This window comes from Hyphomicrobium sp. 2TAF46 (genome assembly GCF_052114865.1).
Taxonomy (GTDB): Bacteria; Pseudomonadota; Alphaproteobacteria; order Rhizobiales; family Hyphomicrobiaceae; genus Hyphomicrobium_B.
Map to the genome: position 1 here is coordinate 1 of NZ_JBFRFO010000007.1, position 14,477 is coordinate 14,477.

Below are 14,477 nucleotides of genomic sequence, written 5' to 3' on the forward strand. Positions count from 1 at the left end.
CCTGCACGGCGAGCGTCGCCCGCCGCAGCACGTTCTGCGCCGCCCGCGCCGCCCGCGCCGCCTCCTGCTGACCGGACTGCGCCGCCGCAATCGCCGCCGCCGACGGCGTCGGCAGGTTGTTCCCGCTCGCCAGCGGATTGGCGCCAGCCCCCGGCGACGCCAGCGCCAATGCGGCGGCGCTGACGGTCGCGAGCAATGCAGCGTGACGGGCGCCCCCAGACCTTGCGCAGCGTTCGAGGATCATGACGGCGGGAGCGGGCATCGAAAGACCTTTTGGCAAGCGTTGGTACTCGAGCATTGGTACTGGGGCTAAGCACTGTCGATGCGAACCGGTCGCGCTAAAGATTAGCGATCACCGGGCCAGCCTCCACAACGCACTCCCTTTCCCTTGGACGAGATGAGGCCTCCATAAGCGGAATCTTTTTTTGCTTCGTCTCGGCCTCGAGAGGAGCTGCTCACGCGGAGATGCTTCGCTGCGCGCAATTCCGGTTCCCGGGATGCAGTCCATTCGCTAGCGATCGAGGAGGTTCAACCGACCAGTACGACACCGCCCGGAAGGGTTGTTACCGGCACCTGGAATGTATTGGCTATCTGCCCCATGACTGTCTCGATCCGAGCAATCTCAAACCGAGCCGTCACCAACCGAGCCCCGAGCATCGAATCCATAAGGATGATCCGGCCCGGCCGGTAGCGGTTGACCTCGTCAATCACCGCGCTGAGTGGCGTGTTGCGAAATATCAGCAGACCGTCGCGCCACGCCGTTTCGATCACGGGATCGATCCTTGTGATCTCCCCGAGGCCGTCCTCATCGTAGGACACTTGCTCTGCGGCCTTGATGACAAGATCGCGGCCCCCGCATGCCACCCCGACGACACCGGAAACACATGTCAGCCGGGCGCCGGAACGGGTATGGCGGACGGTGAAGGTTGCTGCCGATGCCGTCGTCCGGCCATTGCCGGCCACGACGACAATCCGCCTATCCGCCTTACCAACAGTGACAGCCGCCTCTCCCGATATGAGCTCGATCGCCACCTCTTGCTCGCTGTTGTGAACGGAAATGCTCGTCCTCGTATTCAGGTCCACCGATACGGCAGCGCCAGCCAAGGCAAGATTTCGCGTCTCGCCGATTGCTGTCCGATGATCGGCGGACAATTCGGCAAGGGACGGCCACAAGGAAAGCGGGGGACGAATGGCGAGCACACCCGCCGCTGCGGCCGCTGCACCACCTGCGAACAGCGTACGGCGGCTTACCCGAGCCCCTTGTGGGCTCAACCGGAACGCCGGTTCCGGGAGAGCACGCGCGAGTTCCTCAACTGGCTTTCCGAGGCTCCGCCACAGCCGCGCGGCTTCAGCAAGCGCTGCGCCATGGGCTGGACTGGTGTCCCGCCAGCGACGCAATGCGGCGCTGTCCTCAGCATCGGCCTGACCCAAACTGAAACGCGCGAGCCAAGCCAACGCCTCCCGCGTCAATTCGGCCTCGTGCTCGTCGTTCAACACCGTCATGTTCCGGAGGCCGCGTTCATGGCACAAGAAGACACGTCACTATGAGCAGGACGATATGAGCCGCGATCAAGCGGCAAACATGCTCTCTCACGAGTTTTTGCCACGATAGGCCTCGCAAAACTCTAGAGCGCGTTGCAGCTCCAATCGAACCAGCCGTGACGAAATATCGAAACGCTCGGCGATCTCGGCCTGTGACTGATGCTCGAAATGCACCGCGACGAGAATAGCCCGCTGGCGCGGCGTCAAATGCTGAAGGGCCTCTCGTAGCAAATCAAGCATTTGCTGACCTTCGGCGATTCTGTCAGGTCCGGGGCTTTCGTCGACAATATCGAAAAACGCCTCGACAACATGACGCTGCGACCGGCGCTGCTCGGTTCGCCAGCGGTCTCGCGCAAGATTGACCGCGCTTGCCAGCAGATAGGCAACGGGGTTGCCCAGGATACCCACTCGATCCTTGCGGTCCATGCGCAGATAGAGTTCATGCAACGTCTCGTCGGCCGCATCCGCCGACCCAAGACGGCGCGTGAGGGCACGGCGAAGGTCCTGGTAGCTATCGACGAGGAGTTCTCGCAACGCCGCCCAAGTTGTCGGACCATACCCCTCGCTCATCGTTGCGGCTCCGACGGACACGCGTCGGTCCCGTTCGGCGCGCCGGGCAGCAACACAAGCGTGATGGGCTGGGGCATATTGGGCGGAGGCCCCATGTCCACAATCAGGTTGGTCAAAACGCGGTTGATCGCGGCATCGCGCCGATCATCCCCGGTCGAACCAAGGAGCACCGGCCGCAGCACGCGACCATCCGGCCTGACCCGCAATTGCAGCGCCAATCGGAACGCACCCGGCCGCGTCTCCAAGTAGCGGCACAGGGCGGTCACGACGCGCGCCTGCACGAGCCCGAGAAACGTATCGAAATCACTGATGGGCCGTGTCGTCGTCTGGCGCGCAAAGACGAGCGTGAAGGCCTGTTGTTCGGTATAGACGAAATCGAGGCCTGTGCCCGACAAAAGCTGGCGTAGCGCAGCTTCGCGCGTGAGGACACCCTTCACCTCGGCCGAGCGCAAACCGTCAGTCATCCACGTCTCGTAAAGGACCTGCAGGCGACTTATGGAGACGAAAGCATCGAGCGCCGTTTCGAGCGGCTGCTCGGATATTTCGAACTCTATGCGCTCGTTCACAGCAGGCTGCGCCGACGCCGAACGCCCAGCAAGCAAGAATACGGGCAGCATGAGAGCAGACGACAACATCAAGCAGGCAAACCACGAACGGCGGAACCATGCCCGCGGCCCAAGCCGCGCTGGTGCGGACTGATCAACGACGCACTCGACCATGCCCCTCGCCCGCTCGGCACCTGCGGGCCATCACGACGACTTGTGTCAAAGAAGATAAACCCCGGCAGGCAGTGACGTCACGGCCTGCCGCTGTTCAGGCCGCCATCTCCTCCCACGCTATCGCCCGAACGCTACAGTTTGACGACAGCATGCAAGCACGCCTAACTCCCCCGTCCCGAGCAGCACCGCGTTCGTGGAGGGCTCAACCGGCCTTCGAGGGAAACCCGCTGTTCATTCTATGCAGCCGATAGAGGCTATTCACCCTTGCGCAAGGGATGTATGGCGATCGTCTATCATTCTGATGGCTCAATGAAGCGGTTCGAGACAAGCAAATGACATTCCGAGGCGCGACCTTGCAGCACTGGCTGGGTCCGGCCATGCGTGTCGGCGCCGCGGCAGCCTTTATCCTTGCCATGGCGTGTACGGTGCTGCCGGTCCTGGCGCAATCCGTGACCCGGCCCGCCCCCAAGTCTCTGGAGGCGCCCAAGGCACTGGCCTTATCTCCGCCAACGCCCACCGTCTCTCGCCTACTCACAGGCACCGGCTTCTTCGTCGACGATGACGGACACCTTCTGACGGCTGCCCACGTAATCCAAGGCTGCGTTCGAGTTCTGGTCGGAAAGGAGGATAACCGCACCCTTGCCAAGGTTATCGCCCTCTCGACACATCGGGACTTGGCGCTTTTGAAGGTGCCGAAGACTATGGGCATCGCCGCCGTGTTTCCCAAAGCAAATGCGGCCGTGGCATCGGACATGGTCTTCGCCAGCGCCTATGACCAGCTGGCGGGCCTCAAGATCGGTGGCGGCGTCATCGCAAACTCCCGTGTCACGGGTTACGGCGAGAGCGGCGCCCTCGCAATCGATGCTCCCGTCACATTCGGCGCCAGCGGCGCGCCGGTGCTCGATCGACTGGGTCTTGTGCAAGGCGTTGTCAGCCGCCGCACATCGATAAACCGCGTGCTAGCTGTGGCCGCAACCGACGCCAAGGCTTTCTTGATCGCCAATGGTGTTCGCATTGCCGAGGACGATCGTCCCCAGATCGCAGGATCGGCCTCCCGCGCCCACCGTGCTGCGTCGCTGTCCGCGCGTGTCGTCTGCCAGCAAAACTGAAGCCACCGGACGCATTCGCGATCGCGTCGGAGGTTGCGCAGGATTGCTACGGCCGATGAAAATATTGGTCGGGGCGACATGATTCGAACACGCGACCCTCTGCTCCCAAATCTGGTAGATTTCCTTTAAAGTCAATGCTGTTTCACACTATCGGCCAAAGAAATGCCGAATGCTAACGCATTGACACGCAAAAGAACTCAACTCTGAGTGTTAAATGTCTTTGAAGTTTTATCCTTTGACCGACTCTACTGATGTGACCACACTTGCGTCGCCTTCGATCGCTGGCGGCGCCGGCAGAACTACAGGGCCAACATTCGATAAAAGGGCCTGCCGGCACCTCTTCGCATATTCCTCATCAGAACGATCGGACAGGTACTGAGCCGCCCGATAAAGATCCGACGTCGCAACAAGGGCTGTGTTCGACGTTCGCGAAGCTGAGATGCATTTTTCGGTGAATTGAACCTCTCGATCGCCAGGCGGAGAAAGGCGAAAGCCATTACCAAAAAGAACAGCCTTTGCAGGCGAGGATATCTCTTCTCTTTGGAGGTCCTCGTGGATGTTCATTGAAAGCTGCCTAAGCTTGTCAATGTTTACCGCCTTTGTATCCTTTCCTTCCGCTTCGCCAATCAAGCGACCTTCGGAACATTCGAAAACGACATCAAATTCTGAGTCAGCTTGCTTGTATTGTCCTGCTTGAAAACCCATAAGCTTGAGTGCTTCTATTATCGCGTATTCGAGGGGCTTCCCCTTCTCGAACAATAAAGCGCGCAATCGACCGGCGTTCTTCAATTGCTCAAGAATTCTTTCCTTTTCTCGCTGTGCAGCTTCGACCTGCGTTTCGGCCGCCAGAAGTTGAACTCTTAAAGCGCGTTCTACGGCGAGCAAATGTGTCGGGTCGGCGACCCAGATCGGTTCCGGAGTGGCTTCAGAAGTTAAATGAAGCGCCTTGTCGATCGCCAACAAAGCTGACGTCATCCGATCCGAAAATTGAATGGCCTCATCTGTCCAAATAGGCTCGCCGTTTTCGAACGCAGAGAAGCTGTCTCTATCGAATTCGATATCCGGTAGAAGAATTAGCGAGCCCGAAGTAGCTTTAGACTTGAAGATCGCGCCAACGGGTTTGTCGCCCGATTTTGTACTAACACATACCGTTGCATCGTTTCCCAAGGTTAGAACAACCTTGTACGTCGAATCCGAGCCAAACGCCGCCCAATATGGCGCGAGAATCTCGGCACCACGAGGAGTGAGCTTCATCGCGCTTCCCGTGGCGTTGAATAACGATAGAGAAACCGGAAGTGCCCGATAGTTGCTAAATATCTCAACAACTTTGGTGGTTTGTCGATTTCGCCCAGTGCCCGAATACTTTCGCTGACCGCTATCAACGAAAACCTCTGTCATCTCGCAGAGGAACACGAAAACTGTCTTTCCCCCTTCGACGGCCTGCCTGATCTCACGCCGCCAATGCTCGCAGCATTCCTTCAGAGAAAATGAGTCTTCATCATCCAGGCTCGGCTTCCCTTGGTAGGTGTCACTCGAGCCCAGAAAGTCTGAGATGTCTGCTCGAAAAAGAATGATATCCCAATCGAGAAGTGAAACCTTCGAGCGAATACTTTCATTCTCGACGTCATCAGAGGCTAGCTCGAGCCCCACCGTCAAAATTTTCTTCATGCGGGATCAATTCAATTTCTGATTGTCGTCAAATGGCGGTTCAAAATGGACTTCGCTGCCCCGAGCGACGCGATCACCACCCCATTTCTTGTCCGGTGGCACTGGTACGCGGGCAAAAAAGCAGATGCTCGCGATTAAGCCAAAACGAATTAATTAATCAAATCAAGATGATTAAGAACACGCCGAGAACGAAAGTGTGAAATTTTGCAGATTTCACACTCAATCATCCGTGAAGGGAATCATGCGCTAAGTCATTAAAATCATTGGTCGGGGCGACATGATTCGAACACGCGACCCTCTGCTCCCAAAGCAGATGCTCTACCAGGCTGAGCTACGCCCCGACACTAGGAAACACGGGCTTAGTAGCAGATCTGCGTGTTCTAGCAATTGGACAATTTGGGAACAACCGGACAACGCCAACACAGCGATCCCGGAATAGTCGCGGAGAGCGGGAGAGCGAAAGGTCGCGGACCCGGGATATGCCGCTCAGGCCACCGCTAGGATTAGCGCCAAGCGATTTTCAATTTGTAGCGCCCCTCGGCATTAACAATCCGAGCACGATGGCGACCAGTAAAAGTGCTGGGACGTCTCCTAGCAAATGCCCGCGATGCATCTCATGATCGAACGACTGAACCGCCATGATTGCCGCGTGCACGACGCTCGACGCCACCGTGAACGAGATCAATGATCGGTTCGCTGCCGGATTTGACGAAGCACGGATCAGGTAGACGCCGAGCGTCGCATAAATTCCGACGATCATCACAAAATACTGAGAACTGCCCGGTGAGCCTTCGTGCCAGGCCCAACCTGACGGCCATACCATCGCCAACGGGTAGAGCAGACAAAAGGCAGTGCCAAATGCAATGAGAGCAAGACGTAGCAGGTTTTCGCGAGACATGTTGGACGCCTCCCGGAATGAATTGGGCCAAACTTCGCTCAACGATGTTTCCGGCTCCAAAGCAGATGCTCTGCCCGGTGCGGAATCAAGAGTTCAGTGCCCGCTCGCGCCTGAGAATATCGGATAGCGCACCTTGTCACCGGCTTTGATTCCGAGCCGCGATGATGCGCCCCCCGGAATTTCGAGCACGGCGAGCACCGGCAAATCCGACGAGATCACCCGGTCCGACAGCGGCTCGGCGCGCTCCTCGATCCGCGCGATCGTACCATCGGCACGAATGAACAGCATGTCGAGTGGGATGTACGTGTTGTGCATCCACATCTGCAAGCTGCGCTCGGCCGAATAGGGAAAGAGCATTCCCTCGCCATCGGCAAGCTCCGTGCGGAACATCAGGCCCAGCGCTTTCTCTTGCTCGGTCGTCGCGACCTCGATCGAAAACGTGTGCTCGGACCCGCCCTGAGCCGAAACGATCGTCAACTTGTCCTGACGCATCTTGGCGTATGCGGCCGGGACGAGATCGATCAGGGAATTCATCAGTGGCCAGCCGGCTGCGAGCATCGGCGCCAAAATAAAAAGGGCCACGCAAATCGCGGCCCCCTTCGTTGAACTCGACATGATTGTCGCCATCTGCCCCGTGTCAGTTACGGGATGGCAGCCCCGTCGGCACACCATCCGGCCTGAGTTCCGCAGCCATGCAGCCCTTCGATCCATAGCCCCAGCGGACTTGAACGATCTGGCCCGGCCGAAGCTCAGTGAACCCGAAGCGGCGCAGCGTTTCCATGTGGCAGAAGATATCGGGCGTGCCCTCGCCGCGGGTCAGGAACCCGAAGCCACGAACCCGATTGAACCACTTAACATACGCGCGGCACCAGTCACTTTCTGGCTGCACGACAACGTGAGTACGTTGCGGAAGCTGCGACGGGTGAATGGCCGAGCTTTCGTCCATGCTGAGAATGCGAAATGCCTGCATGCCTTTCGGCCGCTTGAGAACTTCGCAGTGCAGGCGCGCGCCTTCATAAGCGGTTTGAAACCCACCGGCTCTGAGGCAGGTGACGTGAAGAAGTATGTCCGGCAGGCCGTTGTCAGGAACGATGAAGCCGTAGCCCTTCGAAGCATCGAACCACTTGATAGTTCCGGCAACCTCGAAAACTTCTGCTGCCGCGTCGTCGAGCGCTTCGGGACCGACTGGGCCCGCCTCAAAATATTCCGATAGCCCGGGACGTTTAATATCCCCCATACTTGCTTACCCCGCGTGTACTGTGCGTCAAACGATAATCGTCGTTCCGCGTTGCCGTCTTGGCATCTCGTTCTGGAAGAGCCCTCTTCAGAACCAAACGCTGAGACGCAACTGCGCAACGACGTAAACCATAACACTGGCTCTGCCCGGAACTAGGGGCAATATTTTGGCACCGCCCCCTTGACCATGAGTTGTGGTGCCTCAATCCACATCGCATAGTGCATATTAAACCAATGAAATCGCGCAAAAAAACGTAGTCATGATTCATCCCCAGTTTCGATTGGGCGTGCCCTTCCGCAAGGAATTCCTCCACATGCGTTGATAAGATTTGGGGCGCGAATCACGCGTCTAGTGATTCGCTCGTTCGGGCTTGACTCTCATGCGTTTCCACGCCGCGAGGATGAAATGCCCAAGCAGGATTTTTCAGTGTTCATCCACAGCAGGACGAAAATGCGAGATATGGCGACCCGGTGCCGCGAGACGTTTCACGTCCCACTGTGGCAGAGCTGCAGCGCATGCAGTCACAGCGAGGATTCCGGACAGCTGAAGTCCTGCTGCGACCTCGGAATTTCGATGAAAGGTGAGCGATGCGCTACTTACACACTATGGTTCGCATCACGGACATTGCAGCGAGTCTGAAATTCTACTGTGACGCGCTCGGCATGAGGGAAATCCGCCGCACGGAAAGTGAGAAGGGCCGCTTCACCCTCATCTTTCTCGCCGCTCCCGAGGATGAAACGCGCGCCACGAGCGAAAAAGCTCCGATGCTCGAACTCACCTATAACTGGGACCCGGAAGATTACGGCTCGAGCCGCAACTTCGGCCACCTCGCATTCGCTGTGGATGACATCTACGTCACCTGCCAGCGGCTCCAGGCCGCCGGTATCACGATCAACCGGCCGCCCCGCGATGGATACATGGCCTTCGTCCGCTCGCCCGATCTTGTATCGATTGAGCTTTTGCAGAAGGGCGGCCCGTTGCCCCCGCAAGAACCCTGGACCTCGATGCCGAACTCGGGAACGTGGTGAGCAGCACGCCGATGGCGCCACGGAACGTCGCAATCATCGGCGCTGGCCCCGCAGGCCTGTTCGCGGCCGAGATCATCGCGACCGCCGGACATCGCGCGACGATTTACGAGCGCATGCCGTCTCCCGCGCGAAAGTTTCTCCTTGCCGGCCGCGGCGGGCTGAACCTCACGCACAGCGAGCCGATCGAGAGCTTCCTGCTACGATACGGTCCCAACGCCGAAAAGGTTCGATCCATCGTCGAAGCCTTTCCGCCGTCCGCACTCATCGAGTGGGCAAACGGTCTCGGCGCGGAAACATTCATCGGCTCGAGCGGGCGAGTCTTCCCGCGCGCCATGAAAGCTTCGCCGCTTTTACGCGCGTGGCTGCGCCGGTTGAACGAACTCGGCGTCGTCATCAAAACACGTCGCCGCTGGAGCGGATTTACCGCGGAAGGCGGCCACTCCTTCGAAACGCCCGAAGGCCCAATCGTGATCAGGCCGGATGCATCGCTCTTCGCACTTGGCGGCGCGAGCTGGCCGAAGCTCGGTTCCGATGCGCTTTGGGCGGAAGCGTTCAAGGTCTCCGGTATTCCGATAACGCCTCTCGGGCCTGCCAACTGCGGCGTGCTCATATCCTGGTCCGAGATCTTCAGATCACGCTTTGAAGGCGCCGCCTTGAAGCGCATCGCGCTCAACTGCGCCGGCGCGACGACGCGAGGCGAAGTCATGGTGACGAAGACCGGCCTCGAAGGCGGAGCCGTCTACGCCCTCATTCCGCAACTCCGCTCTGCTCTTCGCGCGCAAGAGAGCGTGACACTTGCGATCGATCTGAAATCGGACGTCGAACATTCCGTTTTGACCGAGCGCCTGGCAAAGCCGCGCGGCAAGGAAACGCTGACCAACTTTCTGCGGAAGGCGGCACACCTCGACCCGCCCGCACTCGCACTACTGCGCGAAGCGGGCGCAAGCCTTCCCGCCGAAGCTGATGCGTTGGCAGCCCGCATCAAGTCGGTTCCGCTCACGGTCAATGGCGTTTCGGGCATCGACCGCGCGATCTCGACCGCAGGCGGGATCGACTGGGCGGCCCTGACCGGCGACCTGATGATCAGGGAACGTCCGGGCATGTTTGCAGCTGGCGAGATGCTCGACTGGGAAGGCCCGACCGGCGGCTATCTCTTGCAAGCCACCTTCGCAACCGCGACCCGTGCCGCAACCGGCATGCTGGCGTGGCTGGCGAGCGCCGAGAGCCAAACGAGCCAGCGTCTTTAAACGAGCCTGAAGCCAACCTGTCGCAACCCGGCCCGCACAAGAGTTCTACGCACCGCAGCAGTGATAAAAACCCGTTCCGGTCTTAGAACTAGGAATAATATCCTATTCTTATTTAGAGATATCGCTTCTCAGGAGAATGATTTACCCTTATGAAGCGTGTTCTGGAGGTCTCCATGACGTTGTTCGAAGCACCCGGATCCGCTGCCAGCGGCTCGGCAGCGGCCGATCATTCCGCACCGCAACATGCACTCGCCGCGGAGCTTGATCGTAAGCTGGCCGGGTTGACCACGCTCGATGAGCGTCTTGCCGCCATCCGTTCGGCGATCGAGGGCACGATTGCATTCTCGACCAGCCTCGGCATCGAGGATCAGGCGATCACGCACGCCATCGCATCGACCGGGACAGACATCGATATTTTCACGCTCGATACCGGTCGCCACTTTCCCGAGACGCTTGACACCCTGTTCGATACCGAAGGCAAGTACGGCATCAAGATCCGCGTGATGTTCCCGGACTCGGCCGAAGTCGAAGACCTTGTCGCGAACGACGGCGTCTACGGTTTTCGCTACTCTGTCGACGCGCGCAAAGCCTGCTGCGAAATTCGCAAAGTGCGTCCGCTCAATCGCGCGCTGAAGGGCGCAGCCGCCTGGTTGACCGGCCTTCGCCGCGAGCAATCGCAAGGCCGCTCGCATGTTCCGTTCGCGAGCTACGACGCGGCGCAGAACCTCATCAAGCTGAACCCCATCGCCGACTGGACGCTGGCGCAGCTCGAAGACTACGTTGCCGCCAACCAAATTCCCATCAACGCGCTGCACGCCAAAGGCTTTCCATCGATCGGCTGCCAGCCGTGCACGCGCGCCATTGCACCGGGCGAGGACATCCGCGCCGGCCGCTGGTGGTGGGAAAACGAGAACGGCAAGGAATGCGGACTTCACACGCAGTCCGAAGATCCAGGCTTCGAACCAAAGGACCGCGCCGCATGACGGCTTCGCCTTCGCATCTTGACCTCCTTGAATCTGAAAGCATTCACATCTTCCGCGAGGCGGCGGCGCAGTTCCGCAAGCCCGTGCTGATGTATTCGATCGGCAAGGATTCGACTGTCCTTCTGCACCTCGCGCGCAAGGCCTTCTATCCGCAGCCCCTGCCCTTCCCACTTCTTCATGTCGATACGACGTGGAAGTTCCGGGACATGATCGCATTTCGCGATCGCACGGCCCGCGAGCTCGGATTGGATTTGATCGTCCATACGAACGAGGACGGCATCAAGCGCGGCATCAATCCGATCGATCATGCCCCCTCGATCCATACCGACGTTTTGAAAACACAGGCACTGAAGCAGGCCCTCGATAAGTATGGCTTCGATTCCGCTTTCGGTGGCGCCCGCCGCGACGAGGAAGCAAGCCGCGCGAAAGAGCGCGTCTTTTCCTTCCGTGCTTCCGGCCACCGCTGGGATCCGCGCAAGCAGCGCCCCGAGATGTGGCATCTGTTGAATGGCCGCCTTGGAACCGGCGAGACGGTGCGCGTCTTCCCGATGTCGAATTGGACCGAAAAAGACGTCTGGCGCTACATCCTGCGCGAGAAGCTGGAAGTCGTGCCGCTGTATTTCGCCGCCGAACGGCCAACCATCGTTCGCAACGGTCAAATCCTGATGCAGGACGACGAGCGTCTGCAGCCGCGGGATGGCGAAAAAGTCGAGCTGCGGAAAATCCGCTTCCGGACGCTCGGCGATTATCCGCTGACCGCCGCCGTCGAATCCGATGCCGATACGATTGAAGCCGTCGTTGATGAAACGATCAACGCGCAGACTTCGGAACGTCAGGGCCGCCTCATCGATCACGATCAGGCCGGCGCAATGGAAAAGAAGAAGCAGGAAGGCTATTTCTGATGTCGGTGCACGCGCTGCATAAACACGAGCCCTCACATAAGCCTCAGCCGCATCTCGAAGTCGTGCCGAATCTCGTGCGCGAGTTGAGCGGCATCACGCATCTTTTGACCTGCGGTTCGGTCGACGACGGGAAATCGACGTTGATCGGCCGCCTGCTCTGGGACGCCTCGGATCTGTACGAGGACCAGCGCGAGAACGTGCGCCGCTCGGGTCGCAAGGCTGCAGGCACCGATCTTCCCGACTTCTCGATGCTGCTCGACGGTCTCGTCGCCGAGCGCGAGCAAGGCATCACGATTGATATCGCCTGGAAGTATTTCGATACCGACACGCGCCGCTTCGTCATCATCGATTCTCCCGGCCACGAGCAGTACACGCGCAACATGGCCTCCGGCGCGTCGCACGCCGACGTCGCCATCGTCCTCGTCGACGCGCGCTCGGGCGTGAAGAAACAAACGAAACGCCACACCGCGATCCTCGATCTCGTCGGCGTCAAGCACGTCGTGCTCGCCGTGAATAAGATGGACCTCGTCGGCTGGTCCGAAGACGTGTTCCGCAAGATCGAAGCCGATTTCCGCACGCTCTGCTGGAAGTTCAATTTCTGGGACGCAACCGCCATCCCGCTGTCGGCCGTCTTCGGCGATAACGTTTCGGCGAAATCCGACAACATGTCCTGGTACAGCGGCCCGACGCTCATCCAGCATCTGGAAAAGACGCCGAGCCGTGTCAGCGAATCCGGTGCAGTCTTCCGTTTTCCGGTGCAGACCGTGCTGCGAGATGGCCAGGATTTCCGCGGCCTCGCAGGCACCGTCACGTCCGGATCGGTCAAGGTCGGCGACGTCCTCGTCGATACCTTGAGCAACGCCAGTGGCAAGGTGATCCGCATCGCGACGATGGGCGGCGACCTTGAAAGTGCGTCTGCCGGTCAAGCCGTCGCGCTGCAGCTCGACGTCGATATCGACGTATCGCGCGGTGCCGTGCTGTCTGCTCCCGAGATGCGCCCCGTCGCAGCTCAGACCGTCGAAGCCCGTTTCGTTTGGCTGTCGGAGGATGAATTCAGCCCGACCGCCGGCTACCTCTTGCGAACCTCGACCGATCTCATTCCCATCTCCAACATCGAGATCAAGGCGCTTCTCGATCTCGAAACGATGGCATCGCGTCCGGCAAGGGGCTGCGCCGCGAACGATATCGCAATCGCGAAAATCTCGCTGGGTCGCGCCGCCGCCATCGATGTCTTCGCCGAAACGCCGGAAACCGGAACGCTCTTGCTCGTCGACTCCGTCTCCGGCGCAACGATGGCGGGCGGCATTGCGACGGCGGTCAATTCCAAGGCTGAAAAACCGGCCGAGGGTCATTTCGTGCTGAAGCGCGACATGCTCGCCAACGGTCTCAATCGCGACCTCTCGATGAGTTCAAGCGATCGCGAAGAGTTCATGCGCCGCGCGAACGAGGTCGCAATCATTCTCCGCGCAGCCGGCGTAGCCGTAGCCATCGAACCGCCGCCGCCAATCGATGACGGCATGGATCCGGGGCTTTAAGAGCGAGTTCCGGCACTAGGCACGTTGCACCGCCCGCAACACATTCCGCGCTCTTTGCGCGCGGCATCCCTTCTCCAAAGGGGGATCGCCGCGCGCAATTCTATCTGACGCGAAAAAACTCCGTTATCGAAGCGGCAAATCCACAATTGCGGAGCTGCGTGATCTCGCGTAGGTCAGTTCGTCAACTGCGCCACGGAATCCCATGCCCGACTTCGATCTCAATACGCTCTGGCCCATGGTGATTACGGGCGGCTTTGTCGTCGGCTTCCTCGTCGGCATGACAGGCGTCGGCGCCGGCTCTCTGATGACGCCATTCCTGATCACCAACATCGGCGTGCCACCCGCATTGGCTGTCGGCACCGACTTGCTATTCGCATCGATCACCAAAGCGTCCGCCGCCTGGCCTCACCATAATTTCGGTAACGTCAATTGGCGCCTTGTCGGCTGGCTCGCGATGGGAAGCGTACCGGGCTCGCTGGCGATGCTCGCGGTCTTGCACACACTCAACCCCGACACCGCAGCGCTTGCCCTATTCATCAAGAGGGCCCTTGTCGCCGCGCTCGTGCTAAGCTCCCTCGCAATCCTGATCTATCCGTTCGTCGTTCGCGGCCACGCACTTGTCGGCGAACCGGCGGAAATCAAGGTCCGCCGTCTGCCGACATTACTCCTCGGGCTCACGCTCGGATCTATCGTTACGCTGACGTCGGTCGGCGCAGGCGCGATTGGCGTCGTTATCCTGACGCTGCTCTATCCGATGCTTCGGACGCGCCGCCTGATCGGCACCGACATCGTGCACGCCGTGCCGCTGACGCTCATCTCCGGCCTCGGTCACATGTCGATCGGCAATACGAGCTTCGAGCTTTTGGGATTGCTGCTTGTCGGCTCGATCCCCGGCATCGCCATCGGGTCGCGCCTGACGGGCTTGCTGCCCGACTGGCTGCTGCGCATCTTCCTCGCGCTGATCCTCTGCTTCGCCGCCTACCAGCTGTCGCTGAAACTATAGTTGGCCGAAAAGCCACCCGCAGAACGTCATCCCCGC

The 14,477-nt window shown here is 59.7% G+C and carries 15 protein-coding genes and 1 tRNA gene; 7 read left to right on the top strand and 9 right to left on the bottom strand.

Going from position 1 to position 14,477, the window contains the following annotated elements:
• The 4 genes from AB4Z24_RS14995 to AB4Z24_RS15010 all read right to left on the bottom strand — a co-directional run.
• Positions 1-280 (bottom strand): hypothetical protein (locus tag AB4Z24_RS14995; RefSeq protein WP_441709474.1); only part of this gene is annotated, 280 nt, incomplete at its 3' end.
• Between the two features lie 248 nt (positions 281-528).
• A complete protein-coding gene (locus AB4Z24_RS15000; RefSeq protein WP_441709476.1) occupies positions 529-1,503 on the bottom strand; it encodes a FecR family protein in 975 nt (324 codons plus the stop codon).
• Between the two features lie 87 nt (positions 1,504-1,590).
• A complete protein-coding gene (locus tag AB4Z24_RS15005; protein WP_441709478.1) occupies positions 1,591-2,112 on the bottom strand; it encodes an RNA polymerase sigma factor in 522 nt (173 codons plus the stop codon).
• Entirely contained in the window at positions 2,109-2,678 is a 570-nt protein-coding gene (locus AB4Z24_RS15010) for an STN domain-containing protein (RefSeq protein ID WP_441709480.1), read from the bottom strand. The genes AB4Z24_RS15005 and AB4Z24_RS15010 overlap by 4 nt, the downstream gene beginning before the upstream one ends.
• A gap of 485 nt (positions 2,679-3,163) precedes the next feature.
• Between AB4Z24_RS15010 and AB4Z24_RS15015 the strand changes: the two genes are divergently transcribed.
• Positions 3,164-3,940, top strand: a complete 777-nt coding sequence (locus AB4Z24_RS15015) for a S1 family peptidase (RefSeq protein WP_441709482.1) — start codon at positions 3,164-3,166, stop codon at positions 3,938-3,940.
• Between the two features lie 228 nt (positions 3,941-4,168).
• On the opposite strand, the gene AB4Z24_RS15020 is transcribed toward AB4Z24_RS15015, so the two are convergent.
• The 5 genes from AB4Z24_RS15020 to AB4Z24_RS15040 form a co-directional block, all read right to left on the bottom strand.
• Positions 4,169-5,608 carry a hypothetical protein gene (locus AB4Z24_RS15020; protein ID WP_441709484.1) on the bottom strand — a complete coding sequence of 480 codons (1,440 nt, stop codon included), beginning with the start codon at positions 5,606-5,608 and terminating at the stop codon, positions 4,169-4,171.
• Between the two features lie 264 nt (positions 5,609-5,872).
• Positions 5,873-5,949: transfer RNA gene (locus AB4Z24_RS15025), tRNA-Pro, on the bottom strand.
• Between the two features lie 179 nt (positions 5,950-6,128).
• A complete protein-coding gene (locus AB4Z24_RS15030; protein ID WP_441709486.1) occupies positions 6,129-6,506 on the bottom strand; it encodes a DUF6632 domain-containing protein in 378 nt (125 codons plus the stop codon).
• Between the two features lie 93 nt (positions 6,507-6,599).
• Complete coding sequence (locus AB4Z24_RS15035; RefSeq protein WP_441709488.1) at positions 6,600-7,121, bottom strand: DUF192 domain-containing protein; 522 nt, start codon at positions 7,119-7,121, stop codon at positions 6,600-6,602.
• Positions 7,122-7,143: 22 nt separating this feature from the next.
• Entirely contained in the window at positions 7,144-7,743 is a 600-nt protein-coding gene (locus AB4Z24_RS15040; RefSeq protein ID WP_290989590.1) for a cold-shock protein, read from the bottom strand.
• A gap of 587 nt (positions 7,744-8,330) precedes the next feature.
• On the opposite strand from AB4Z24_RS15040, the gene AB4Z24_RS15045 reads away from it, so the two are divergent.
• From AB4Z24_RS15045 to AB4Z24_RS15070, 6 genes are all read left to right on the top strand, one after another.
• Positions 8,331-8,771, top strand: a complete 441-nt coding sequence (locus AB4Z24_RS15045) for a VOC family protein (RefSeq protein WP_441709490.1) — start codon at positions 8,331-8,333, stop codon at positions 8,769-8,771.
• A complete protein-coding gene (locus tag AB4Z24_RS15050) occupies positions 8,768-10,018 on the top strand; it encodes a TIGR03862 family flavoprotein (protein ID WP_441709492.1) in 1,251 nt (416 codons plus the stop codon). Before AB4Z24_RS15045 ends, AB4Z24_RS15050 begins: the two co-directional genes overlap by 4 nt.
• 173 nt (positions 10,019-10,191) lie before the next feature.
• Positions 10,192-11,001: a phosphoadenylyl-sulfate reductase gene (locus AB4Z24_RS15055; RefSeq protein ID WP_441709494.1), complete on the top strand. Its 810-nt coding sequence runs from the start codon at positions 10,192-10,194 to the stop codon at positions 10,999-11,001.
• Positions 10,998-11,903 carry a sulfate adenylyltransferase subunit CysD gene (gene cysD / locus AB4Z24_RS15060; RefSeq protein ID WP_441709496.1) on the top strand — a complete coding sequence of 302 codons (906 nt, stop codon included), beginning with the start codon at positions 10,998-11,000 and terminating at the stop codon, positions 11,901-11,903. Before AB4Z24_RS15055 ends, cysD begins: the two co-directional genes overlap by 4 nt.
• Positions 11,903-13,438, top strand: coding sequence for a GTP-binding protein (locus tag AB4Z24_RS15065; protein WP_441709498.1), 1,536 nt, complete (start codon positions 11,903-11,905; stop codon positions 13,436-13,438). Before cysD ends, AB4Z24_RS15065 begins: the two co-directional genes overlap by 1 nt.
• Before the next feature lie 202 nt (positions 13,439-13,640).
• A complete protein-coding gene (locus AB4Z24_RS15070; RefSeq protein ID WP_441709500.1) occupies positions 13,641-14,441 on the top strand; it encodes a sulfite exporter TauE/SafE family protein in 801 nt (266 codons plus the stop codon).
• Positions 14,442-14,477: the final 36 nt, after the last annotated feature.